Genomic DNA, 23,266 nt, shown 5'->3' with positions numbered 1-23,266 from the left:
GGCGCGGCGCCGCGGGGCGAGATGCGTGCCGCGGCCAGGCCGGCGGCACGCCCTGACTCAGCTGCGCTTGGCGCGGGCGAACGCGTCGGCCAGGGCGCTGTTCAGCGGCGGCGCCGTCGGCGTACGGGGCTTGCCATTGCCACCGCCGTTGCCATTGTCGCCACGCGCATCGCGTTCGCGGCGCGGCGCACCTTGCGCCGGACGCGCACCGCCATCGCGCTCGCCGGCACGCGCCGACGCCGCAGCCGGCGCGTCGTCCAGGCGCCGGGTCAGCGCGATGCGCTTGCGCGCCACGTCCACTTCCAGCACCTTGACCTTGACGATGTCGCCGGCCTTGACCACGTCGCGCGGATCCTTGACGTAGCTGTCGGACAACGCCGAGATGTGCACCAGCCCGTCCTGGTGCACGCCGATGTCGACGAAGGCGCCGAACGCGGCGACGTTGCTGACCACCCCTTCCAGCACCATGCCCGGCTTGAGGTCCTTGATGTCTTCCACGCCGTCGGCGAAGCGCGCGGCCTTGAACTGCGGGCGCGGATCGCGGCCCGGCTTCTCCAGTTCCTTGAGGATGTCGCGCACGGTCGGCACGCCGAACGTCTGGTCGGTGAACTGCTCCGGCTTGAGCGCGCGCAGGAACCCGCCGTCGCCGATCAGCGCCTTGATCGGCTTGCCGGTGGCGCCGACGATGCGCTCCACCACCGGATACGCTTCCGGGTGCACCGACGAGGCATCCAGCGGCTCATCGCCGTCGGCGATGCGCAGGAAGCCGGCGCATTGCTCGAAGGTCTTGTCGCCCAGCCGCGGCACCTTCAGCAGGTCCTTGCGGCGCTTGAACGGACCGTTGTCGTCGCGATGGCGGACGATGTTCTCGGCCACGCTGGCCGACAGCCCGGACACGCGCGACAGCAGCGCCGCCGAGGCGGTGTTGACGTGGACGCCGACCGCGTTGACGCAGTCCTCCACCCGTGCATCCAGCGCCCGCGCCAGGCGGTACTGGTCCACGTCGTGCTGGTACTGGCCCACGCCGATCGCCTTCGGCTCGATCTTGACCAGCTCCGCCAGCGGATCCTGCAGGCGCCGCGCGATCGACACTGCGCCGCGCAGCGACACGTCCAGCTGCGGGAACTCCTTGGCCGCGAATTCGGACGCCGAATACACCGACGCGCCGGCCTCGCTGACCACGATCTTGTCCAGCTTCAGCTGCGGATTGTGCTTGATCAGGTCGGCGGCGAGCTTGTCGGTCTCGCGGCTGGCGGTGCCGTTGCCGATCGCGATCAGTTCCACGCCATGCTGCGTGCACAGCTGCCGCAGCGTGTGCAGCGACTGGTCCCACTGCCTGCGCGGCTCGTGCGGATAGATGGTGTCGGTGGCCAGCAGCTTGCCGGTGGCATCGACCACGGCGATCTTGCAGCCGGTACGGATGCCCGGGTCCAGGCCCAGGGTCACCCGCGCGCCGGCCGGCGCGGCCAGCATCAAGTCCTGCAGGTTGTCGCCGAACACCGCGATCGCCTCGGCTTCGGCCTTCTCGCGCGCCTGGTTGAACAAGTCCAGCAGCAGGTGCATGTGCAGCTTGGCGCGCCAGGTCAGGCGGCACGCGTCGAGCAACCAGCGGTCGCCGGGGCGGCCCTGGTTGGCGATGCCGGCGCGCAGCGCGACGCGGCCTTCGGCGTACTGATGGCCGGCCTCCGGGTCGCTGCCCGGGTCCAGCTCCAGATAGACGATTTCCTCGCGGCGCGCGCGGAACAGCGCCAGCAGCCGGTGCGAGGGAATCTTGGCCAGCGCTTCGGCGTGGTCGAAGTAATCGCGGTACTTGGCGCCTTCCTGCTCCTTGCCCTCGGCCACGCGCGCGCGGATCACACCGACGTCGCCGAGCCAGCCGCGCAATTCGCCGACCAGCGCCGCGTCTTCGCCCCAGCGCTCCATCAGGATCGCACGCGCGCCTTCCAGCGCCGCCTTGACGTCGGCCACGCCCTTGTCGGCATCGACGAAGCCGGCGGCGAAACTGTCCGGCGTCAGCGACGGATCGGCCAGCAGCGCGTCGGCCAGCGGCTCCAGGCCGGCCTCGCGCGCGATCTGCGCACGCGTGCGGCGCTTGGGCTTGTACGGCAGGTACAGATCTTCCAGCCGCGACTTGGTATCGGCGGCGACGATCTCCGCGCGCAATTCGGCGCTGAGCTTGCCCTGCTCGTCGATGCTGGCCAGCACCGCGGCGCGGCGGTCTTCCAGCTCGCGCAGATAGGTCAGGCGGGTTTCCAGGTTGCGCAGCTGGGTATCGTCGAGGCCGCCAGTGACTTCCTTGCGGTAGCGCGCGATGAACGGCACGCTGGCGCCTCCGTCGAGCAGGGCGATGGCGGCGCGGGCCTGCGCCGGCTGCGCGCCGATCTCGGCGGCGATGGTGTTGGCGATCTGCTGGGCGAGCTGAGTGTCGTGCATTGCGTCCGGCCGGAGCCGCCTTGCGGAAAACCGCCATTTTCGCAGTGCCGGGGCCATCGGGGAACCCGTTGACAGGCGCGCGCCGACCTGTCGGCGTCGGCTCACGCCACCGGTCGCCCCGGCGGCATCAGCTCACCCCGGTGGGGCCATCCAGCACGGTCCGCACCTTGCGGATCAGCTCCTGGCGGTTATAGGGCTTGGACAGCACGTCGAACTCGGCACCGCCGGCGTCGGTACGCTCGAGCGAGGTCTCGGCATAGCCGGTGGTCAACAGCACCTTGATCCTGGGCCGGCGCCGCCGCGCCTCACGCGCCAGCATCACCCCGTTGAGTCCGCCGGGCATGATCAGGTCCGAATACAGCAGGTCCACCTGCAGTCCGTTGTCGAGCAGTTGCAGCGCTTCGCGTGCGTTGTGCACGACGTGGGTGGCGTAGCCCTGGTCCTCCAGGAACAGCCGCGCCAGTTCGGCGATGTCCGGCCGATCCTCCACGATCAGGATCGTCTCGTCGCCCTGCCGGTCGGACGCGCGGCGCGCGCGCGAGTCGCGCGGCGCCACGTTCTCGACGTTGTCGTCGATCGGGAAGTACAGCCGCACCGTGGTGCCACGGCCCTGTTCCGAATACAGCCGCACCGCGCCGCCGGATTGCTTGGCGAAGCCGTACACCATCGACAGGCCCAGGCCGGTGCCCTTGCCCTCCTCCTTGGTGGTGAAGAACGGATCCAGCACCCGCGCCAGCACCTCCGGCGGCATGCCGCTGCCGTTGTCGGTGACCGACACGCAGACGTAGTGGCCGGTCAGCAGATTGTCGTAGGTGGTGGGCTCGTCGGCGCGGATGGAGACGTTGCGGGTCTGGATCACCAGGCGCCGCGCAGGCTGCTCGGCCATCGCATCGCGCGCGTTGATCAGGATGTTCAGCAGCGCCACCTCGGCCTGGGTCGGATCGATCCGGCAGTTGCGCAGGTCGGCGGCCAGGTCCAGCGAGAACGCGATGCCGTCGCCCAGCGTGCGCTCGGCCACGTCGCTCATGCCGGCGACCAGCGCGTTGAGGTTGAGCACGCGCCCTTCCAGCTTCTGCTTGCGCGCAAAGGCCAGCAACTGCTGGGTCAGCCGCGCGGCCTGGCCGGCGGCATCGCGCGCGCGCTCCACGCTCTTGCGCAGCCGCGCCGGGTCCAGCGGTTCGCGCTCCAGGCCATGCTCGATCAGTTCCAGATAGCCGGACATGACCTGCAGCAGGTTGTTGAAGTCGTGCGCGATACCGCCGGTCAGCTGGCCCAGCGCCTCCATCTTCTGCGCCTGGCGCAATGCGTCCTCGGTGTCGCGGCGGCGGCTGACGTCCAGCTGCGAGCCGAAGAAATACACCACCTCGCCGTGCTCGTTGTAGACCGGCGAGATGAACAGCGCGTTCCAGAAACTGGAACCGTCCTTGCGGTAGTTGAGAATTTCCACGGCCACTTCGCTGCGCGCGACGATCGCCTCGCGCACGCTGTCCACGGTGTCGCGATCGGTATCCGTCCCCTGCAGGAAACGACAGTTGTTGCCGAGCAGCTCTTCGCTGCTGTAGCCGGTCATCTCCAGGAACGCGCGGTTGACGAACACGATCGGATTGTCCGCCTGCCGCGGATCGGTGACGATCATCGGCATGCGCGTGGTTTCCACCGCGGCGAAGAAGATATCGCTGCGGTGCTCGGACAGATCGGCGGTGGTGCTTTCGTGGACGGTGACGCGCGGTGAATTACCGGAGTTGGGTGCGGGCATGGTCGAAGGCAGATCGATGCGAACCGTTGCTGGCCCGGCTAGGCGGGCGGCCACACCGGGGTCCGCATACCGGCGTCAACGCGAATAGTACTGGTGCAGCCGCTCCACCACGATCTCCTCCTGCAGCGATTCCAGCGCCATGATCCGGACCCGGCGGTCGCTCAGCGCCAGCACGCGTTCGACGTAGATTTCCGGCCCTGCGGCGGTTTCCTTCATCGACTTGCTGAAGCCATAGGGCATCACGCCCTTCTCGCCATCCTTGCTGCCACCGATATACAGAACGACCGACATGATGGATGCTTCCTCTGCTGGGAATTCGTGGAACTGGCGCGCAGCCTACACAGCGCGTCGTGAGGGATGTCTGCACGCAGGTTAATCGCGGCTGTTTGCCAGCAAATGACTTATCTCGGCCTCACGCCGGCTTAACTGAAACTAGGCATTAGTCGCGCACTCCTCATCGCAGCGAACAGGCATGGATCTCAAGAGCGGCTACCCCTTCTGGTCGGTGCGCAACGGCCTGATGCAGAGCTTTCCGCAATTGCGCGGCGACCTGCGCTGCGACGTGGCGATCGTCGGCGGCGGCATCACCGCGGCCTTGATCGCCGACGAACTGGTCGCGCATGGCCACGACGTGGCGGTGCTGGAGCAACGCGACATCGGCTGGGGCAGCACCGCGGCCAGTACCGCGCTGCTGCAATACGAGATCGACACGCACATGCTCGACCTGGCCAAGCGCTATGGCGAAGACGCCGCCGCCCTCGCCTACGGCGCCTGCGCGCAGGCGCTGGAGCAGTTGCGTGCGCTGGTGCGGCCGCTGCGCGACGTCGATTTCGGCTGGAACGACAGCCTGTACTACGCCAGCCGCCGTCGCCACGTGCGCGTGCTGCAGCAGGAACTGCAGTTGCGCGCGCGCCATGGGCTGGATGTGGAATGGCTGGATGCGCAGGCGCTGCGCACCGCGTACGGGGTCGAGGCGCATGGCGCGATCCTCAGCCACCAGGCCGCGCGGGTGGATCCGTATCGCCTGACCTACCGCCTGCTCGGGCGCGCGCACAAGCGCGGCGCCGGCGTCTACGACCGCACCCGCATCACCGACATCCAGGTGAACGGCCGCGGCGCCAGCCTGCGCACCGAGCAAGGCGTGCAGGTGCGCGCCGGCCATGTGGTGATGGCGGCCGGCTATGCCAGCCAGGGCTGGCTGGACCAGCGCGTGGCCAGGAACCGCAGCAGCTACGCCTTCGTCAGCGATCCGCTGGACGATGCCCAGCTCGGCGCGCTGCAGGACACCATGGTGTGGGAAAGCGCGCGTCCCTATCTATACCTGCGCAGCACCGGCAACGGCCGCATCGTCGCCGGCGGCGAGGACGACAGCGTGGACATTCCCGCCCGCCGCGATGCGCGCGTGGACGGCAAGGCGCGCACGCTGTGCCGCAAGATCGCCAAGGCGCTGCCGGGCCTGGAATTGCAACCGACCTTCGCCTGGGGCGGCACCTTCGCCGAGACCGCCGACGGCCTGCCGTTCTTCGGCCCGCACCCGCAGCACGGGCCGCGCATGCAGTTCGCGATGGCCTACGGCGGCAACGGCATCACCTACAGCATGCTCGGCGCCGGCCTGCTGCGCGCGCAGATCGAGCGCCGCGCGCATCCGCTCAAGCGATTGTTCGGTTTCGCGCGGCTGGACTGAGCGTCAGCGCCGCCACGGCCACCAGCCGTGGCCGTGCAAGGCATAGCGGTCGGCGGCGCGCTCCAACGGGTTGCGCACGCCGACCCCGCCGCAGGCGAAGTACAGCGGCAGGAACAAGGGGCCGAGCAACAGATATTGCAGCACGTGGGCACGCTCGTGGTCGCCCAGGCGCACGTTCGGGTGCCGGCAGCGGCCGGCGGCGTGCTCGTAGGTGGCACAGGCCACGTCCAGGTCCTCGGCACTGACCAGGATCACGTTGCCGAGCGTCAACGCACCACGCGGCCCCCACGGGAAGCGTTCGAACACCAGCGCCAGCTCGCGCCGGCTGATCCGCACGCGCGCGCCGAAGGGCATGCCGGCGAGTCCGGCGATCAGCCCGAGCAGCGTATTGGGCGAGGTCCATAGCGCGCCCAGCGCGAAACCGGCCAGGCGCAGCCTCGCCACTGGCGGCCGCGTCAATCGGCTTCGCTGGGGATCAGCGGCCACAGGAACAGGTAGACCAGGATGCCGGGGAAGGCGGCCGAGGCGATCGAGCCGACCACGTGGACCACGCGCAACAGGGTCGCGCTCCAGCCGAAGCGGTGCGCGATGCCGATGAACCGCCCGGCTTTCTTGGTGGTGTTGCGACCACGCGTTCATCGAACGGGTGTGGCGCTCGATCGAGTCCGCGCAGGTCTACCTGCACGCCGACACGAGCGTGAGCGCCGCCCGTGAGGGCAGCGGCCGCCACATCAACTTCTACAACACGCGCCGGCCGCACTCGCGCCATCAACGGGGCCAGCTCTGTCGTCGTGGCGCTCCCGTAAAGAACCTGGCCCATGGTGCTTCCTTTCATTCAGGGGCAAAGATTGCACCATCAAAACCTGGGATCAAACATCTAGGCCCTGCAGGTGCGCCTTGGCCCGGGCCAGGTCCTCGGGCGTGTCCACCCCGGGCGGGAATGGCGCCGGCGACAGCGCCACCGCGATACGGAAACCGGCTTCCAGCACCCGCAGCTGCTCCAGCGCCTCCACTTGTTCCAGCCGCCCCGGCGGCATCGCCGCGAAACGGCGCAGGAACCCGGCGCGGTAGGCGTAGATGCCGATGTGGCGCAGCCACGGACCCGGCGGCAGCCGTTCGCGCGAGGCGGCGAACGCGTCGCGGTGCCACGGGATCGGCGCGCGGCTGAAATACAGCGCATCGCCCTGCGCGCTGCGCACCAGCTTGACCACGTTCGGGTCGAACAGGCTCTCGGCCGATTCCACCGGCGTGCCCAGCGTCGCCATCTCCGCGCCGCTGTCGGCCAGCGCCTGCGCCACCGCGACGATCCCGGCGGCCGGCGCGAATGGCTCGTCGCCCTGCAGATTGACCACCAGGGTGGCGTCGTCCCAGCCGGCGATGTCGGCGCATTCGGCCAGGCGATCGGTGCCGGAGGCGTGCGCCGCCGAGGTCAGCGCCACGTGCACGCCGTCCAGGTCGGCCACCGCCGCGGCGATGCGCGGATCGTCCGCGGCCACCCAGACCTGCTGCGCCCCGGCGCCGAGCGCGCGGCGCGCCACGTGCCGGACCAATGGCTCGCCGCCGAGCGTGCGCAGCGGCTTGCCGGGCAGGCGCGAGGCGGCGTAGCGCGCCGGGATGGCGACCACGAAGGGCGGCGGCATGGCGGTACGTTCGCCGCTCATGCGCGGCTCGCGCCGGCAGCGGCAGCGGAAGACTGGAACTCACGCAATCCAAACATGAATGATGTTGCTCCGTTATCGATTGAGGAAGCGCGTACTCGCCGTGGACTCGGCCGCCTGCTGGCGCTGCTGCCTTCCAATGCAGCGCATCGTGACGGCCGCTCTGCCAGCGCGTGCGCGGCGCCTTCCCCGCCATTCTACAGACCCGGCCGATGAACCTTCGCACGCGCGCGCCCGTGGGCGAACCACCTCTACACCGTCAGCGACGACTCCATCAGGTCGCTAATGATGGGAGCAGCGCCGCGCACAACGCCGGGCTGTCGCCAGGCGAGGGTCTTTTCGACCCAGGCACTCCAGCCAGCGCGGGGTCTCGCTCCCACATGATTCGTAGCTTTCGTAGCGGCAGACAAATGCCGATTCGCCGCAAGGCCACAGATGCAGCCCGTTGCGAAGGCCCCACCCGCCCGATGCCCGGCCCGTACCGCCACACGAGCGCGGCGCAGCCAGCCGCCGCTATCCGGCAGCGTCGCCGCTGCGCCCGCGCAGCTTGTCCAGCCGGTCGAGCAGGCCGATCCAGAATGCGGCCGGCAACTCGGCCAGCAGCGGCACGCTGAAGCACCAGTCGTCGACCAGCGTCGCGCACTTGACCGCATCCTTCTCGGTCATCAGCACCGGCAGTTCGCTGCCGAACGACAGGTCGGCGGCGCGGTAGCGATGATGGTCGGGAAACGCGTGCGGGACCACGCCGATGCCGTGCGCGCGCAGCATGTCGAAGAAGCGCTGCGGATGGGCGATGCCGGCGACGGCGTGCACGCGCTGCCCGGCGAAGCTGCGCAGGGCGCGCGTACGCCCGCCCTGCAAGGGCTGCGCGCTGTCGATGCGCGGGCGCATCGCCCACTCGCCGAACCCGGCCTGGACCTCGCCGGCATCGCTGGCCTGGCCCAGATTGACGACCCGGAAATCGCATTCGCGGCCGCGCGCCACCGGCTCGCGCAGCGGCCCGGCCGGCAGCAGGCGGCCGTTGCCGTAGCGGTGATGGCCATCGACCACTTCGATCTCGATGTCGCGCTGCAGCCGGTAGTGCTGCAGGCCGTCGTCGCAGACCACGATGTCGCAGCCGGCCTGCAGCAGCGCGCGCGCGGCGGCGACGCGGTCGCGGTCCACCCGCACCGGCGCGCCGGTCTTGTGCGCGATCAGCACCGGCTCGTCGCCGCCCAGCTCCGGCGTGGTGCCGGGCTCGATCCAGCGCGCGACCTGGTCCTGGCTACGGCCGTAGCCGCGGGTGGCCACGCCCGGCGTCCAGCCGGCGTCCTGCAACTGGCGCACCAGGGCGATGGTCAGCGGGGTCTTGCCGGTGCCGCCGGCGGTGAGGTTGCCGACCACCACCACCGGCACCGCAATGCTGTAGCGCTTGCGCCAGCCGCGCCGGTACAGCGCGCGGCGCAGGCCGATCGCCGCCGCATACAGTGGGGTCAGCAGCTGCGCGTACAGCGGCGGCGTGCCCTGGCCATACCAGTAGCCAGGCGTGTGTGGCCCGCGAGCGCTCATCAGGGCTGCCTTTCGCGGAACTGCATGCTGTGCAGGTGGGCGTACAGACCGCCCTGGGCGAGCAGCGCGTGGTGGGTGCCGCGCTCGACGATGCGGCCGTGGTCCATGACCAGCACCTGGTCGGCATGTTCGATGGTGGACAGGCGGTGCGCGATGACCAGGGTGGTGCGCTCGGGCATCAGCCGCTGCAGCGCGTCCTGCACCAGGCGCTCGGATTCGTTGTCCAGCGCGGCGGTGGCTTCGTCCAGGATCAGGATCGGCGCATCGCGCAGGATCGCGCGGGCAATGGCCAGGCGCTGGCGCTGGCCGCCGGACAGCAGCGCGCCGTTCTCGCCGACCGGCGTGCGCAGTTGCAGCGGCAGGCGCTCGATGAACTCCCAGGCGTTGGCCGCCTCGGCCGCGGCGCGGATCTGCGCATCGCTGGCCTGCGTGCCGTAGGCGATGTTGGCGGCGATGGTGTCGTCGAACAGCATCACCCGCTGCCCGACCAGGGCGATCTGCCGGCGCAGGTCGTGCAGGCGGTAGTCGTGCAGCGGCACCCCGTCCAGGGTGATGCGGCCGCCGCTGGGTTCGTAGAAGCGCGGCACCAGCCGCACCAGGCTGGTCTTGCCGCTGCCGGAGCGGCCGACGATGGCGGTGACCGTGCCCGGCCCGGCGCTGAAGCTGATGTCGTCCAGCGCCAGGCCGCTGTCCTGGCGGTAGCGCAGCATCACCTGGTCGAACGCCAGTTCGCCGCGCACGCGCTGCACCGCTACGCTGCCGCTGTCGCGCTCCTCCGGCGTGTCCAGGATCGAGAAGAGACGTTCGGCCGCGGCCACGCCGCGCGAGATCGAGGTCTGCACGCTGGTCAGCCGGCGCAGCGACGGGATGATCGCCATCATCGAGGTCATCAACGCGATGAACTGGCCCGGGTTCAGGCGCCCGGCCAGCGCTTCGCGGGTGGAGACCCAGACGATCGCCGCCAGCGCCACCGCGGCCAGGAACTGGACCATGCTCGAGGCCAGCGCGCGGGTGGTCTCGACCTTCATGTTCAGGCCCAGCATGCGGTTGGCCAGCGCCGCGTAGTGGCTGATCTCCACGGCCTGGGTGCCGTGCACCTTCACTTCCTGCTGCGCCCCCAGCGACTGCTCGGCGCGCTGCGCCATCGAGCCCATGCCGTCCTGGATGCCGCGGCTGATCTTGCGGTAGCGCTTGCCGACGTAGGACACGATGACCCCGATCAGCGGCGCCACCACCAGCAGCGCCAGGGTCACCTTGACGCTCATCTGCAGCATCACCACCAGCATGCCGATGATGGTCAGGGTGTCGGCCACCAGCGTCTTCAACGCATCGGCGGCGGCCTGGGTGACCTGCTCGGTATCGAAGTTCAGCCGGCTGACCATCACCGGCGTGGCCTCGACGTCGAAATGCGAGGACGGCAGGTGCAGGTACTTGGCCAGCACCTGCTCGCGCAGGTCGCGCACCACGCTGCGCCCGGTGCGCGCCATGCAGTAGTCGCCGACGAAGGTGGCGACGCTGCGCATCAGGAACAGGCCCAGGATCGCCAGCGGCAGCAGCACCGCCATGCGCGCCTCGGGATTGACGAAGCCGCGGTTGACCAGCGGATCCATCAGCCGGGTGAAGAAATAGCCGGCGGTGGCTTCCACCACCATCGCCACCAGCGCGGCCGCCAGCATCACCCAATAGGCGCGGGTATATCCGAGTAGCCGACGGTAGATCGGCCAGACCGGTGCCATTTTGCCGCTCACCGTTTGACTTCCGGCGCGGTGGCGATGGCGATGCGGCGGAAGCCGAGCTGGCCCAGCGCGTCCTGCGCGGTGACCACGGCCTGGTAGGGAGTGCGCGCATCGGCGCGCAGCAGCACCGGCTGTGCGCGGTCGTCGCCGGCGACCCGGGCGATGCTGCGCTTGACCGACTCCACGTCGGTGCGCAGCACTTCCTGGTCGTTGATGAAATAGTGCCCGTCGGCGTTGACCAGCACGCTCAGCGCGCGCGGCGGCGCCGGGTTGTGCTGGTCGCTGGCGTTGGGCAGCTGCAGCTGCAGCGTGGAACGGGCGTCGAAGGTGGTGGTCACCACGAAGAAGATGATCAGGACCAGGATGACGTCGATCAGGGGCACCAGGTCGATATGCGGCTCGTCCTGGCCGCGGTCGTCGCGAATCCGCACCGGCTCAGCCCTTGGCCGGCGTTGCGGCACGGGGGCGCGAAGCCGAGCGCGCCGCGGCCGGCGCTGCAGCGCCGGGGCGGTCGTGGCCGTCGAGGACATCGTTCAGGGCGGTGGCTTCGCGCTCCATCTCGATGATGTAGCCGGCGATGCGGCTCTTGAAATAGCGATGGAAGACCAGCGCCGGCACCGCGATGATCATGCCGGTGGCGGTGCACACCAGCGCCTTGCCGATACCGCCGGCGAGCTGGTTCACGTCGCCGACGCCGTGATCGAGGATGCCCAGGAACATCTGGATCATGCCGACCACGGTGCCGAGCAGGCCGAGCAGCGGCCCGGCCGACGCCACCGTGCCCAATGCGTTCAGGAACCGCTCCATGCGATGCACGACGTGGCGGCCGGTGTCCTCGATGCGTTCGCGCACGACCTCGCGCGGCCGGTTGCGCACGTCCAGCCCGGCGGCGAGCAGTTCGCCCAGCGGCGAATTGCGCCGCAGCGATTCGATATGGGTCGGGTCGAGCTTGCCGCGCGTGGCCCAGTTGCGCACTTCCTGGCCCAGCCCCGGCGGCAGCACTTCGCTACGGCGCAGGCTCCAGAACCGCTCCAGGACGATCGCCAGTGCGACCACGCCCAACAGCAGCAATGGCACCATCGGCCAGCCGCCGGCCTTGACCAGTTCCCACACGTCGCAATCCTCCGGCACGTTCGGCCGTTCGTTCACTGGCCGATAGGATAGCAGCCGCCCGCGCCCGCTCCGCGGCATCCCACAGCCGCGCCCGCCACGGCCGCCGCTCGCGCAGTTGCAGGCCGGCGCGTCCCAGCCACACGCGCAGCGCGCCGCCCTGCGGGGTGGTGGCGACCTCGGCGCCGGACGCCTGCCAGCGCGCCACCACCGCCGCCCGCGGATGGCCGAAGCGGTTGCCTTCGCCGGCCGAGATCAGCACCAGCCGCGCGCCGGTGGCGGCGACGAAGGCCGCTTGCGAGGAATGCGCGCTGCCGTGATGCGGCGCCAGCACCACCTCGGCGCGCAGGTCCTGCGGCGCCTGGCGCAGCAGGCGGCTCTCGACCACCTCGCCGATGTCGCCGGTCAGCAGCATCGCGCCATGCGCGCTTTCCACGCGCAGCACGCAGCTCGACTCGTTGCCGAAATAGGGAAAGCCTGGCGCGGGATGCAGGAAACGCAAGCGCACCCCATCCCACTCCCAGGCGGTTCCGGCCAGACACGGCCGGTCCACCCGGACCGGCGCGCCGGCCGGCGCCTCGGCCAGGCCGACCGGCAGCGCCGCGCGCACCGCCTCGAAGCCGCCGGCATGGTCGTTGTCGCCATGGCTGATCACGGCCCGGTCCAGCCGCGCCACGCCGAGCGCGTGCAGCGCCGGCACCACCGCACGTTCGCCGGCGTCGTAGCCGTCCTTGATCGCCGGGCCGGCGTCGTACAGCAGCTGGTGCCGCGCGGTGCGCACCAGTACCGACAGCCCCTGGCCGACATCGATCATCACCAGTTCCACCTCGCCAGGCGCGGGCCGCTGCAGCGGCGGCCAGAACAGCGGCAGCCACAGCAGCGCCGCCAGCGGTTTGCCCGGCACCGCGCGCGGCAGCAACAGCCAGAACGCGCCCAGCAGCGCCAGCGGCAGCGCCCAGTCGCGCGCCTCCGGCAGCCACCACAACGCGAAGCGGCTTTCGCCGAGCGCGGTGAACAACGGCCAGGTCAGGTCGAAACACGTCGCCGCCGCGCGCCATGCCCAACTCCCGGCGCCGGCATGCACCGCCTCCAGCGCGGTGCCGAGCAGTGCCAGCGGTACCACCACCAGGCTCCACCACGGGATCGCCAGCAGGTTGGCGAGCGGGCCGACAGCCGAGGCCTGGCCGAACAGCATCGTGCTCAGCGGCAGCAGGCCCAGCGTGGCCACGCCCTGCGCCGACAGGAACTCACGCAGCCTGTCGCGCCAGCCGCGGCCGGCGGCCGGCATGCACCAGGCCAGCCAGGCCACGCCAAGGAAGCTCAGCCAGAAGCCGGCCGACAGCACCGCCAACGGATCGAAGGCGAGCATGGCGATCGCCGCCAGCGCCAACGCATCGACCACCCGCACCGGGCGCCGCCACAGCCGTGCGACCACGACGACCGCGATCATCAGCGCGGTCCGCACGGTGGGCAGCGCCATGCCCGACAGCAGGGTGTAGCCGCCAGCGCCGAGCACCGCCAGCAACGCGGCGGCCTGGCGCCGCGGCCAATGCCGCCCCAGCCGCGGCCACAGCCGCCACAGGCCGCCGCCGAGCAGCGCGAACGCGCCGGCGACCAGGCCGACATGGAAACCGGAGATCGCGATCAGGTGGGTCAGCCCGGCGGCGCGCAGGATGCGCCAGTCGCGATCGTCCAGCCTGCGCGTGTCGCCGAGCGCCAACGCCTGCACGTAGCGCGCCGACGCATTCGGCACCGCCGCCGCGATCCGCGCCGACAGAGAATCACGCCAGGCATCGATGCCGCGCGCCGGCGCCAGTTCGGCGGCCTCGCCTGGCGCGGCCACGTAGCCGCTGGCGCTGATCCGCTGCGCCAGCGCATACGCCTCGGCGTCGAAGCCGCCGGGATTGCTGAGCCCGCGTGGCGCGCGCAGGCGCACGCTCAGGCGCCAGCGCGCGCCGGCGTGCAGCGCGGTGCGCGGCCCGGGCACGTGCGCCCCGAAACCGTCGTACCAGGCCAATTGCAGCAGGCGCCCACGCAACGGCGCCGGCTGCGCGGCATCGGCATCCACCCGGAACAGGAAGCGGGTGCGGCGCAGCTCGGCCTGCGGCAACTCCAGCACCTGCCCGCTCAGCGTGGCCACGCGCTTTTCCCAGTCGGCGGGCAATTGCCGCGCCAGGACCATGCCGGCGATCAGCCCCAGCCAGCCGCTGCCCACGGCGAAGGCGCCCAGCCAGCGCCAGCGCGGCAGGCCGATCCACACGGCGCTGCCACCGAGCAACAGCGCCAGCGACACTGGCCACGGCGCCAGCCGCGGCAGCCACAACATCGCCAGCACGCCGGCGGCGAGGCTGGCGGCGACGGCGATGCCGAACGGCGCGACCGCGCTGCGCTGCGAGGGCGCAGAGGTCGGCGCAGACGCCGGCGCTACGGCCGCATGGCCATTCGCAGATCCTGGACACTGCTGCATGCGATCGCCACTCCTTGGCGCGGACAGGGACAGAGGGACACGCGACAGCCATGTTCGCGACCATTGCAGGCAGATGCTGGTAGCGCGACCACCGCGACGAAACCGTATCGCCAGCCTCGCGCGCCGATGGACCGCCCGCTATCGGCCAAGCCCCGGGCCGCGCGTAGGAATTCGCCTCTGCCGCCGAGTCCGTCGGCGGCCGGGCAGCATCCCCTGCCCGGGCGCAATGCTGCGGACAAGGCGACGCCGCACCCAGCTCTGCCAAGCGCGAACGCGGCCATCGCATCGGGTCAGGCTAAAAACTCGCGTTCGTCCAGGCCTGGCGCGACCGGCGGCGCCACCTGTGCCACCAGCTACCGCGCTCAGCCCTGCATTGCGTGCGCTCAGTCGTGCAGCGCCGCCAGCGCCTTGGCCGGCGTCCAATTTCCATGCAGCGACATGCGCATCCGCAACGGCAGCTTGATCCGCGCCACCGGGCCATCGGCCATGCGCAGCGAATCGAGTACCACCAGTTCCGTATTCTCGCCATGCAGGTGGTTCAGCAACGCGATCACATAGCCGTCGCCTTCCGGCGCGTCCTCCGCGCGGGGCACGAAGATCGGCTCCTGGAAGCACTGCGCATCGCCCGGGAACCAGGCCTCGCTGGTGCCGGCCACCACATCCACATGCGCCAGCTGGTTGAAGAACTGGAACGGCGGCGCGCCGAGCGAAGCATCGAACGGCAGCGTCGGGTCGTAGGCCAGCACGAAGCCATGCCGATACGGCCTGCCGCTGTAGCGTTCGTCGCAGCGCGGGAACTCGCACATAAACTCCGTCAGCGCCACCGGCTCGATCTCGCCGCCCTTGGCGTCGAGGTCGAAGGTCCAGCGCATCAGCTGCGAGCGCAGCGTCTCGGGCGACGGCACCGAGCCGTCGGCCTGCGGGAAGAAATAAAAGACGTTGCCCGAGGTCACCGGCATGTCCAGGTGAAGCCGGCCATGCTCTTCATAGGCGTTGAGGGTATGGCCTTGGAAACCATCCTTCGGGCCGGTGAACCAGCGGATATCCTCGGCGCCGCCGTCGCGCGGCAGTACGCCGAACAGCTGCGGCAGGTCGGGCTGCCACTGGAAATGCTGCCCGCCCTGGCGCATGCGCTCCAGGTCCACGGTCAACGGAATGAGCGGGAACACGACGTGCTTCTCGGTGACCGCGAAGTCATGGATCATCGCCGCATACGGCGCCTTGAACCACACTTCCTTCTTGAGTCTGCCCGCGGCGTCGATCTCGAAATACGCGATGTCCGGCGTGCCGTCGCCCTTGGCTTCATAGGCAAAGCACAGCAGGTCGCCGTTGTCGGGGTCGAGCTTGGGATGCGCGGTGAACGTGGCGGAGGTGATCTGCCCGCCGAAGTCCCAGACCCCGCGGGTCTGCAGCGTGTGCGGGTCGAGCGCGTAGGGAAGCGCATCCTCCTTCATCGCCAGCAGCACGCCGCCATGGAACAGCACCGTGGTGTTGGCCGTGGTGTTGTTCGCGGCCGCCAGCGGATCGTTGGTATAGACGTTGCGATAGACGCCGGTGAGCGAGCGCCCCTCGCGACGCTGCGCCAGCAGGCGGTCGGTCTGCACGTAGCGGCGCCGGAGGCTGACCCGGCCACGGTCGAAGCGGAAGGCGCTGACCAGGCCGTCGCCGTTGAAGAAGATGTCCTTGCCCAGCATCGGCGGATAGTGGGAATCCGGCGAGACCTGGAAGAAGACGCCTGCAAGTTCGGCGGGCACTTCGCCCTCGATCTCGAGGTCGACCACGTCGGCTTCGACGCGGCTGGGCTTGTACAGCCCGGTAAATTCGGGGGTTGTGGGAAACAGCATGCTCATGGCTTGGTCCTTTGAGAGGTCAGGGCTGGCGAGAGGCGCGCCGCCTGCGTCGCCGGCAGATGTTTCGGACAAATGTTTCAGAACGGATAGGCGCAGGCTTCCTGCTGCACGCTGATCCAGTGGTCGGTGGTCAACTCGGCAATGATCCAGTCGCTGTTGAAGCGGCCGATACCGCTGTTCTTCTCGCCGCCGAACATGTTCGACGGGTCGTCGTTCGGAGTAATGTCGTTGATATGGGTCATGCCGGCCTCGATCCGGCGCGCGAAGCGCAGGCCGCGCGCCTCGTCGCGGGTGAACACCGCACTGGAGAGACCGAACTCGGTGTCGTTGGCAATGCGCAGCGCATCCTCCTCGTCGGTGGCGCGGATCAGCGGGGCGATCGGGCAGAACTGCTCGGTCTGCGCCAGCGCCGAGTCGTTGGCGACATCGACGAACACCTGCGGCGGCAGTACCTGGCCGATCGGCGCTCCGCCCAGCACCTGGCGCAGCCCCTGGGCCCGCGCCGCGGCCAGGCGTTCCGTCGCCGCCTGCAGCTGGCGGGCGTTGATCAACGGACCGATCACGGTCTCGGCGAGATTGGGATCGCCCACCTTCAGCCCGCGTGCGCGCTCGACGAAGGCCTCCACGAAGCGGTCGTAGAGCGGCGCCTGGACGATGATGCGGTTGCTGCTCATGCAGATCTGGCCCTGGTGCAGGAAGCGGCCGACGATCGCCCCGGTCACGGCCCGTTCCAGGTCTGCATCGTCCAGGACTACGCACGGCGCATTGCCGCCGAGCTCCAGGCCGACGCGCTTGAGCCTGGGTCCGGTGACGGCCAGTTCGCCGATGCGCCGTCCGACACGGGTCGAGCCGGTGAAGGAGATGAATTTCGGAATGGGATGCAGGGTGAAGGCATCGCCGATTTCGCTGACCTGGCCGACGACGACGTTGAACAGCCCGGGCGGAAGCCCCGCCTCCTCGTAGATGCTCGCCAGCAGCAGGCCGCCGGTCACCGGCGTATCCTCGGCCGGCTTGAGCACCACGCCATTGCCCAGCGCCAGCGCCGGGGCGACCGAGCGGTTGGACAGGTGCAGCGGCCAGTTCCACGGGCTGATCACTCCCACCACGCCGATCGGGCTTCGATACACACGGCTCTCCTTGCCGGCGACGTCCACCGGCAGGATGCGGCCAGCCACGCGGCTGGGCATGGTCGCGGCCGCCAGCGTGCCGGCGCGTAGCGAGCCCCATTCCATCTCGGCCTTGAGCCGCGTGCTGCCGGATTCGGCGATGAGCCAGTCGACGATCTCGGCATGGCGCCGGTCGATGACCGCGGCGGCGCGCAAGAACACCGCGGCGCGCTCGCCCGGCAAGGCGCGTGCCCAGTCGCGCTGCACCGCCTCGGCGGAACGGTAGGCCGCATCCAGGTCGGCGCGCGAGGCATCGGCGATCTCGGTCAGCAGGCTCTGGTCGTAGGGATTGCGGTCCTGCAGCACCGTCCCGGCGGTGCCGGGACGCCACTGGCCAGCGATGTACTGACTGGAGAATTTATTTTGGTCTTGGCTCTTGTTCATCGATGTTGTCCTTGGTCGGATGTAGACACACACTTTCGGCATGCGCCGCCACGGCGGCGCCGGTCTTGGAACGCGGTATCGCGGCGTTGGCGAGCAACCTGCGGCGGGTCAGCACGCGCCGCGCCCACGCAAGGCAATGCAAGGCGTCGGCCGGCTCCCTCGCCGGGTCGGTACAGGCCAGCAGCCGCAGCTGCGCGGCGCGCAGGCCACGATGCGCGCAGGCCGCAGCCGCAACATCCGGCGCCTGCTCCAGGCGTCGGCCAAGGCGCGCGATGCGCCGCGTCAGCAGCCGCCGGCGCTCCTTGGGGTTCGCCGGCAAGATCAGCCAGAAGGTCGCAACCGCCACCAGCACGCCGGCGATGATTCCCGCCGCCTGGTGCAGTGCCACCGCAGCCAGCACCGGGGGCAGGCCGGGCTGCGCCGTGAGCAGGAACGTCATATTGAGATCAATCGCCATCTTGGCCGTGGCAGGCCGCTGCATCAGCCAGGCGCCCAGCAACAGGACCGGAGCGATGCAGAGCAACACCGACGGCAGGCCGTCGGCATGCGGCAGCAACAGGCGCGTGCCGACGCCGGCCACCGCGCCCAGCAGCGAGCCGATGAGCACGTGGATCAGTGCCTGATTGCCCTGGTCATTGCTGGAGAAGAGCGATGCGAAAAGCGCGGCCGTCATCGCCATCATCGCGCCCATCTGCCAGCCCGTACTCCACCAGAGCGCTCCTGCGATGGCCAGAGCGAGGGCCGGGCGCAAGGCCGCACGCAGCATGGCCGCCAGGTCGATGTCCAACACCCGGGCGTCGAGGAGCGCGGCATCGGGTCCGCGCCGCGCCTGTCGCAGCTCATCGAGCGCATCGGCCAGGGCGGGTTGCTCCACCGCCAGGGCGTGCCTGGACAGTACAGCCAGCCGATCATCGGCACTCTCCGCCATGGCTGGCAGGCCGGAGGCGATTGCGCCCGGTCGCAGCGTCAGCGCAACCAGCTCCAGCAACAGGGCGCAGACGCGCCGCATTCGCAGCGCGACGCGCCGTCCGCTCAGGGAACCGGCCAGGTCGACATCGATGGCCTGGTCAAGCGCCCCGATCCCGGCGATGACCGGCCCTGGCGGCGCCGGTTCGGCTCCGCGCAGATGCGCCTCTACCCTCGCCAGGCAACAGCGCTGCAGCGCATCGAGGCGCACGGCCGCGTTCTCGCCGCGCGCCGCAGGTACGCCATGGATCGAGGCGAGGGTGACGCAGACGATGCCGAGCACCGTGCAGACGACGCGGTCCAGCGCCAGCCCCGCGTCCAACGCCCCATCGTCGAAGCCGAACAGCACCACGATCGCGGCGGTATAGCCGGCCAGGACGACGCCGTAATTGCGGAAATGGCGGAACATGCTGCCCAATCCCGCACACAGCGCCAGCCAGCAGGCGATCGCCGCAAGCAGCAATGCGGGGTCGCCACCGAACCCGCGCAGGATCAACGCACCGACGAGGGCGCCGAGCGCGGTTCCGGCAAGCCGAGCCAGGCCGCGTTCCAGCAGCAGGCCGCGGGTAGGCTGCGCAACCAGCCAGACCGTCATCGCCGCCCACCATGGATGATGGATTCCCAAGCCTGCGGCGATCGCAAGCGCCAGCAACGCCGCCAGCGTCATGCGCAACGCTGCGGCGGCGGCACTATCCATGCGGAGACTCGGCATTGGTGGCGAGGAGAGCATCGGGTTGTCCACGGATCCATCGCATAAGTGAACGAACTCGTATAGTTATAAGGTGAAAGGCAAGCCGCGTCAACATTACTTTACGGTATCGTTCAGTTATAAGCTATGCTCACTGCGCCGTTCCTACATTGGCAACCGGGCGCCGAAGGGCCTTTCCTTCAGAATCGACGAGACCACCCAGATGCGCAAGAAAACCGAAGCCCGCCGGCTGAGCTTTGTAAACACCGCCGGCAAGCTCTTCACCGAACGCGGCTTCGACGCGGTGACCATGGAGGCCATCGCGGCGGCGGCCGGCACCTCCAAGGTCACACTCTATGGTTACTACCCGAGCAAGGACGCCTTGTTCGAGGCATTCGTCGTGGAAGCCGGCCATGGCGGCTTCGCCGCCCTCGAGGCCTCGAAGGATGACGCCGATCTGCGGCAGAGCCTGCTGCGGCTGGGCGTGGCTTATCTGGATCTGACCACGCGGCCGAACGTCGTCGCGCTGAACCGTCTGATCATCGGCGCAGCCGGACGCCAGCCGCAGCTGAGCCGGACCTTCTACGAGAACGGCCCCAAGCGGACATTGCTGTCGATCTGCGACGCACTCGAAAGCCTGATGGAGCGTGGACTGCTGCGGCGCGCGCCGCTCCGGCAGGCCGGGCTTTACTTCAAGTCGCTGTGCGAAGCGGGCATATTGGAGCGGCAACTATGGGGACTGGACCCCACCCCCGATCCTGCTCGCCGGCAAGCCGCCGTGCTCAGCGCTATGGATGCCTTCCTGCCGGCGTATCTTCCCCCACCGCCGTGACCGCGCCCGGGCAATAGTGCCGCTGGACTCAAGCAGTCGGCGGTTGTTGAACCAGTCGACCCGATTGGCGTGGCCCATTCGACCCGCTCGCGGCGGCGCCACGATGGATGGAATCGAGCGAAGGCGCTGCCGACGCCGCAACTCGATCTGCGACACCGCACGCGCTTTCGCGCTTAGCTCAAAAACTAGCCGGTTGCCGTGCCCACCCCTTATCTGTCGGCTGGGTGTGGCACTTGCACGTTGCGCCTAAACAGGCTCCACCGCCTGTAACCAGAGCGGAGAAAACACGCCCTAGACGTCGGCGGCCGCCAGTTCGCGCAGCTTGCCCTGGTGCAGCTCCAGCACGCGGTCGAGCTTGCGCGCCAGGCTGCGGTCGTGAGTGACCAGGGCCAGGCTGGTGCCGTGCGCGCGGTTGAGCTCCAGCATCAGCGCGAACACGTTGGCCGCGGTCTTGTCGTCGAGGTTGCCGGTCGGTTCGTCGCCGAGCACGCAGGCCGGGCGGTTGACCAGCGCGCGCGCCACCGCGGCGCGCTGGCGCTCGCCGCCGGACAGTTCGCCGGGCTTGTGCTCCAGGCGATGGCCCAGGCCCACCGATTCCAGCAAGGCGCGCGCGCGCGCGTCGGCGTCCTTGACCGCGGCGCCGCCCAGCAGCACCGGCATCATCACGTTCTCCAGCGCGGTGAATTCCGGCAGCAGGTGATGGAACTGGTAGACGAAGCCAAGCGAGCGGTTGCGCAGCTGGCCGCGCGCCGCGTCCGACAACGCCGACATGCGCTGTCCGGCCACGTACACCTCGCCGGCGGTGGGCACGTCGAGGCCGCCGAGCAGGTGCAGCAGTGTGCTCTTGCCGGCGCCGGACGCGCCGACGATGGCCACGGTCTCGCCCGGCGCCACGCTCAGGTCCAGCCCGTCGAACACCGGCGTGCGCATCTTGCCCTCGGCATAGGTCTTGCCCAGGCCCTCGGCGCGGATCGCCGCGTCTGCTTGCTGTGGCTTATGCACTGCCGATTCCCGATTCCCGATTCCCGATTCCCTGCCCTCATTCATAACGCAGCGCCTCCGCCGGTTGCGTGCGCGCGGCGCGCCAGGCCGGATACAGCGTGGCCAGGAAGCTCATCAGCAGCGCGACGATGGTGATCACCACCACGTCGCGCGGCTGCATGTCGGTGGGCAGGCCGGTGATGTAGTACACGTCCTCCGGCAGCAGCTTGATGTTGAACAGTGCCTCGATGCCGGCCAGGATCCGCTCCAGGTTCAGGGTCAGCAGGATGCCGCCGATCACCCCGGCGATGGTGCCGAACACGCCGATCAGCGTGCCCTGCACCATGAACACCTGCATCACCCCGCCCGGACTCAGCCCCAGCGTGCGCAGGATGGCGATGTCGGCCTGCTTGTCGGTGACCAGCATCACCTGCGAGGACACCAGGTTGAACGCGCCCATCGCGATGATCAGCGACAGCAGGATGCCCATCACCGTCTTTTCCATCTTCAGCGACTGGTACAGGTTAGCGTTCTCGCGGGTCCAGTCGCTGACCATGTACGGGCCGTGCAGGTTCAGCGCCAGGTCGCGCGCCACCTCCCAGGCCAGATCCATGTTGTGCAGCTTCAGGCGCACGCCGGTGACGCCGTCGCCCATGCGCAGCACGCGCTGCATGTCCGCCATGCTGGTCACCGCCAGGCCGCGGTCGATCTCGTTGTAGCCGGCCTCGAAGATGCCGCTGACGGTGAAGCGCTTGTAGCGCGGCACCATGCCCATCGGGCTGGCCTGCGGTTCGCCGAGCATCACCACCACCTTGTCGCCGACGCCCGCACCCAGCCACAGCGCCAGTTCCTGGCCGAGCAGGATGTTGTAGGAACCCGGGGTGAGGCTGTCGATCGAGCCCTGCTTCATCTTCTGCGCCAGCACCGAGACCTTGGCCTCCTCGGCGGGCAGGATGCCGCGCACGATCGCCGGCTGGTTGCGCTGCCCGGTGAGCAGCGCCTCTTCCTCGACATACGGCGCGGCGCCGGCCACGCGCGGATCGCGCGCGGCCACCTCCACCGCGTGCCGCCAGTTCTCCATCGGCGCGCCCTGCGCGCTGACCGTGGCATGCGCGGCCATCTGCAGCAGGCGGTCGCGGATCTCCTTCTGGAAGCCGCTCATCACCGCCAGCGTGGTGATCAGCACGGTCACACCCAGGGCGATGCCGAGGATCGAGGCCATCGAGATGAAGGAGATGAAGTTGTTGCGGCGCTTGGCGCGCAGATAGCGCAGGCCGATGGCCACGGGTAAGGGTTTGAACATGCGCAGCCACCATCCAGGGAGCGCTATGGTGCCATCTGCGGCGGCGCAGACGAAGCGGCGCGGGCCTGAGCGGCCAGACGCAGTTCACGTCGTGCCGCCGGCGGCAGCGTGTCCGGCCACCAGGCCAGGCGCCCCACCCGGCCATCCGCGTCGCGCCAGCGCACGAACGCCAGCGGCTCGCGCCAGTCCACCTGCAAGGCCGCCAGCGGCTGGCCATCGATGCTTGCCGCGGCGCCGCCCTGCGGTGGAATCAACAGCGCACGCGGCGCACGCCGGGCTTCGCGGCGCAGCGCCGCCGCCGCATACAGCGCGGCCAGCGCCGCCGCCGGCCAGGCGCAGGCGCGCGGCATGTCCGAGCCGAGGATCGACAACGGCGCCAGCACGCTCAGCAGCGCCAGCGCCGCCAGCAGCCAGCGCGAGGGGCGCCACTCAAGCCGGCATGGCGCGGAGGGTGGCGATGAGGGTGGCGGCGCGTGCATCGGGACAAGCCTCGTAGCCCATGAACCAGCGCCACAACTTATCGTCCTCGCATTCGAGCAGATATAGGAAAACCCCGCGCTCGGCCGCGGACGCCTGCGCCCAGCGCCGGTCCAGGTAGCGCCCGAACAGCTGGTCCAGCTCGCGCATGCCGCGCCGGCAGCGCCAGCGCAGCTTCTTCAGTTCGGTGGCTTCGTCCATCGCATCGCACCCTTCTTTGGTGGACG

The 23,266-nt window shown here is 69.7% G+C and carries 19 protein-coding genes and 1 pseudogene; 2 read left to right on the top strand and 18 right to left on the bottom strand.

Going from position 1 to position 23,266, the window contains the following annotated elements; genetic code table 11:
• Window positions 1–57: 57 nt before the first annotated feature.
• The 3 genes from FZ025_RS17475 to FZ025_RS17465 form a co-directional block, all read right to left on the bottom strand.
• On the bottom strand, window positions 58–2,433 hold the full coding sequence (locus FZ025_RS17475; RefSeq protein ID WP_046978001.1) for a Tex family protein: 2,376 nt from the start codon (window positions 2,431–2,433) through the stop codon (window positions 58–60).
• Window positions 2,434–2,560: 127 nt separating this feature from the next.
• On the bottom strand, window positions 2,561–4,189 hold the full coding sequence (locus tag FZ025_RS17470) for a hybrid sensor histidine kinase/response regulator (RefSeq protein ID WP_046978002.1): 1,629 nt from the start codon (window positions 4,187–4,189) through the stop codon (window positions 2,561–2,563).
• 75 nt (window positions 4,190–4,264) lie between these two features.
• On the bottom strand, window positions 4,265–4,480 hold the full coding sequence (locus FZ025_RS17465) for a hypothetical protein (protein WP_046978003.1): 216 nt from the start codon (window positions 4,478–4,480) through the stop codon (window positions 4,265–4,267).
• A 181-nt stretch (window positions 4,481–4,661) separates the two neighbouring features.
• Here FZ025_RS17465 and FZ025_RS17460 point away from each other — a divergent pair, with 181 nt between their 5' ends.
• Window positions 4,662–5,873, top strand: a complete 1,212-nt coding sequence (locus FZ025_RS17460) for an NAD(P)/FAD-dependent oxidoreductase (protein ID WP_046978004.1) — start codon at window positions 4,662–4,664, stop codon at window positions 5,871–5,873.
• A gap of 3 nt (window positions 5,874–5,876) precedes the next feature.
• Here the strand turns inward: FZ025_RS17460 and FZ025_RS17455 are convergent, their stop codons facing one another.
• From FZ025_RS17455 to FZ025_RS17400, 11 genes and pseudogenes are all read right to left on the bottom strand, one after another.
• Window positions 5,877–6,332 (bottom strand): hypothetical protein, encoded by a 456-nt coding sequence (locus tag FZ025_RS17455; RefSeq protein WP_046978005.1) that lies wholly within the window; start codon window positions 6,330–6,332, stop codon window positions 5,877–5,879.
• Window positions 6,329–6,481, bottom strand: a pseudogene (locus FZ025_RS17450) (PspC domain-containing protein); the annotation flags it as partial. The pseudogene FZ025_RS17450 and the gene FZ025_RS17455, both read right to left, overlap by 4 nt.
• Window positions 6,482–6,742: 261 nt before the next feature.
• Window positions 6,743–7,513 carry a 3-deoxy-manno-octulosonate cytidylyltransferase gene (gene kdsB, locus FZ025_RS17440; RefSeq protein ID WP_167523907.1) on the bottom strand — a complete coding sequence of 257 codons (771 nt, stop codon included), beginning with the start codon at window positions 7,511–7,513 and terminating at the stop codon, window positions 6,743–6,745.
• 531 nt (window positions 7,514–8,044) lie between these two features.
• Window positions 8,045–9,079, bottom strand: a complete 1,035-nt coding sequence (lpxK, locus tag FZ025_RS17435) for a tetraacyldisaccharide 4'-kinase (RefSeq protein WP_104558004.1) — start codon at window positions 9,077–9,079, stop codon at window positions 8,045–8,047.
• Entirely contained in the window at window positions 9,079–10,815 is a 1,737-nt protein-coding gene (gene msbA, locus FZ025_RS17430; protein WP_208803829.1) for a lipid A export permease/ATP-binding protein MsbA, read from the bottom strand. The genes lpxK and msbA overlap by 1 nt, the downstream gene beginning before the upstream one ends.
• An 8-nt stretch (window positions 10,816–10,823) precedes the next feature.
• Window positions 10,824–11,246: an ExbD/TolR family protein gene (locus FZ025_RS17425; protein ID WP_046981720.1), complete on the bottom strand. Its 423-nt coding sequence runs from the start codon at window positions 11,244–11,246 to the stop codon at window positions 10,824–10,826.
• Between the two features lie 4 nt (window positions 11,247–11,250).
• Window positions 11,251–11,928: a MotA/TolQ/ExbB proton channel family protein gene (locus FZ025_RS17420; RefSeq protein WP_104558002.1), complete on the bottom strand. Its 678-nt coding sequence runs from the start codon at window positions 11,926–11,928 to the stop codon at window positions 11,251–11,253.
• Window positions 11,822–14,251, bottom strand: coding sequence for a DNA internalization-related competence protein ComEC/Rec2 (locus tag FZ025_RS17415; protein WP_244292545.1), 2,430 nt, complete (start codon window positions 14,249–14,251; stop codon window positions 11,822–11,824). Before FZ025_RS17415 ends, FZ025_RS17420 begins: the two co-directional genes overlap by 107 nt.
• A 524-nt stretch (window positions 14,252–14,775) precedes the next feature.
• Window positions 14,776–16,242, bottom strand: a complete 1,467-nt coding sequence (locus FZ025_RS17410) for a carotenoid oxygenase family protein (protein WP_046979037.1) — start codon at window positions 16,240–16,242, stop codon at window positions 14,776–14,778.
• Between the two features lie 77 nt (window positions 16,243–16,319).
• Window positions 16,320–17,792 carry an aldehyde dehydrogenase family protein gene (locus tag FZ025_RS17405; protein WP_046979038.1) on the bottom strand — a complete coding sequence of 491 codons (1,473 nt, stop codon included), beginning with the start codon at window positions 17,790–17,792 and terminating at the stop codon, window positions 16,320–16,322.
• Complete coding sequence (locus tag FZ025_RS17400) at window positions 17,767–19,455, bottom strand: FUSC family protein (protein WP_158185591.1); 1,689 nt, start codon at window positions 19,453–19,455, stop codon at window positions 17,767–17,769. The genes FZ025_RS17405 and FZ025_RS17400 overlap by 26 nt, the downstream gene beginning before the upstream one ends.
• Window positions 19,456–19,540: 85 nt before the next feature.
• Between FZ025_RS17400 and FZ025_RS17395 the strand changes: the two genes are divergently transcribed.
• Complete coding sequence (locus FZ025_RS17395; RefSeq protein WP_208803681.1) at window positions 19,541–20,278, top strand: TetR/AcrR family transcriptional regulator; 738 nt, start codon at window positions 19,541–19,543, stop codon at window positions 20,276–20,278.
• 291 nt (window positions 20,279–20,569) lie between these two features.
• On the opposite strand, the gene lolD is transcribed toward FZ025_RS17395, so the two are convergent.
• Genes lolD through FZ025_RS17375 form a run of 4 tightly spaced genes read right to left on the bottom strand, consistent with a single transcriptional unit; the run spans window position 20,570 to window position 23,240 of the window.
• The gene (lolD, locus tag FZ025_RS17390) at window positions 20,570–21,280 is read right to left on the bottom strand and encodes a lipoprotein-releasing ABC transporter ATP-binding protein LolD (RefSeq protein WP_484606966.1); all 711 of its coding nucleotides are present in this window, start codon (window positions 21,278–21,280) and stop codon (window positions 20,570–20,572) included.
• A gap of 37 nt (window positions 21,281–21,317) precedes the next feature.
• Window positions 21,318–22,562, bottom strand: a complete 1,245-nt coding sequence (locus FZ025_RS17385) for a lipoprotein-releasing ABC transporter permease subunit (protein ID WP_046979042.1) — start codon at window positions 22,560–22,562, stop codon at window positions 21,318–21,320.
• 23 nt (window positions 22,563–22,585) lie between these two features.
• Window positions 22,586–23,041 (bottom strand): hypothetical protein, encoded by a 456-nt coding sequence (locus FZ025_RS17380; RefSeq protein ID WP_104557998.1) that lies wholly within the window; start codon window positions 23,039–23,041, stop codon window positions 22,586–22,588.
• Window positions 22,992–23,240, bottom strand: coding sequence for an FAD assembly factor SdhE (locus tag FZ025_RS17375; protein WP_046979043.1), 249 nt, complete (start codon window positions 23,238–23,240; stop codon window positions 22,992–22,994). The genes FZ025_RS17380 and FZ025_RS17375 overlap by 50 nt, the downstream gene beginning before the upstream one ends.
• Window positions 23,241–23,266: the final 26 nt, after the last annotated feature.

Origin of the sequence: Xanthomonas hyacinthi (assembly GCF_009769165.1) — a bacterium.
Lineage (GTDB): Bacteria > Pseudomonadota > Gammaproteobacteria > Xanthomonadales > Xanthomonadaceae > Xanthomonas_A > Xanthomonas_A hyacinthi.
This window is presented reverse-complemented; position numbering and strand designations above follow the sequence as displayed.

Coding starts and splice junctions, on each gene's coding strand:
- FZ025_RS17475 (WP_046978001.1), bottom strand. CDS start 2,433: ATGCACGACACTCAGCTCGCCCAGCAGATCGCCAACACCATCGCCGCC.
- FZ025_RS17470 (WP_046978002.1), bottom strand. CDS start 4,189: ATGCCCGCACCCAACTCCGGTAATTCACCGCGCGTCACCGTCCACGAA.
- FZ025_RS17465 (WP_046978003.1), bottom strand. CDS start 4,480: ATGTCGGTCGTTCTGTATATCGGTGGCAGCAAGGATGGCGAGAAGGGC.
- FZ025_RS17460 (WP_046978004.1), top strand. CDS start 4,662: ATGGATCTCAAGAGCGGCTACCCCTTCTGGTCGGTGCGCAACGGCCTG.
- kdsB (WP_167523907.1), bottom strand. CDS start 7,513: ATGCCGCCGCCCTTCGTGGTCGCCATCCCGGCGCGCTACGCCGCCTCG.
- lpxK (WP_104558004.1), bottom strand. CDS start 9,079: ATGAGCGCTCGCGGGCCACACACGCCTGGCTACTGGTATGGCCAGGGC.
- msbA (WP_208803829.1), bottom strand. CDS start 10,815: ATGGCACCGGTCTGGCCGATCTACCGTCGGCTACTCGGATATACCCGC.
- FZ025_RS17415 (WP_244292545.1), bottom strand. CDS start 14,251: ATGTTGTGGCTGCCGCGGCTGGCGCCGTGGCCAGTGTCGCTGGCGCTG.
- FZ025_RS17410 (WP_046979037.1), bottom strand. CDS start 16,242: ATGAGCATGCTGTTTCCCACAACCCCCGAATTTACCGGGCTGTACAAG.
- FZ025_RS17405 (WP_046979038.1), bottom strand. CDS start 17,792: ATGAACAAGAGCCAAGACCAAAATAAATTCTCCAGTCAGTACATCGCT.
- FZ025_RS17400 (WP_158185591.1), bottom strand. CDS start 19,455: ATGGATAGTGCCGCCGCCGCAGCGTTGCGCATGACGCTGGCGGCGTTG.
- FZ025_RS17385 (WP_046979042.1), bottom strand. CDS start 22,562: ATGTTCAAACCCTTACCCGTGGCCATCGGCCTGCGCTATCTGCGCGCC.
- FZ025_RS17380 (WP_104557998.1), bottom strand. CDS start 23,041: ATGCACGCGCCGCCACCCTCATCGCCACCCTCCGCGCCATGCCGGCTT.
- FZ025_RS17375 (WP_046979043.1), bottom strand. CDS start 23,240: ATGGACGAAGCCACCGAACTGAAGAAGCTGCGCTGGCGCTGCCGGCGC.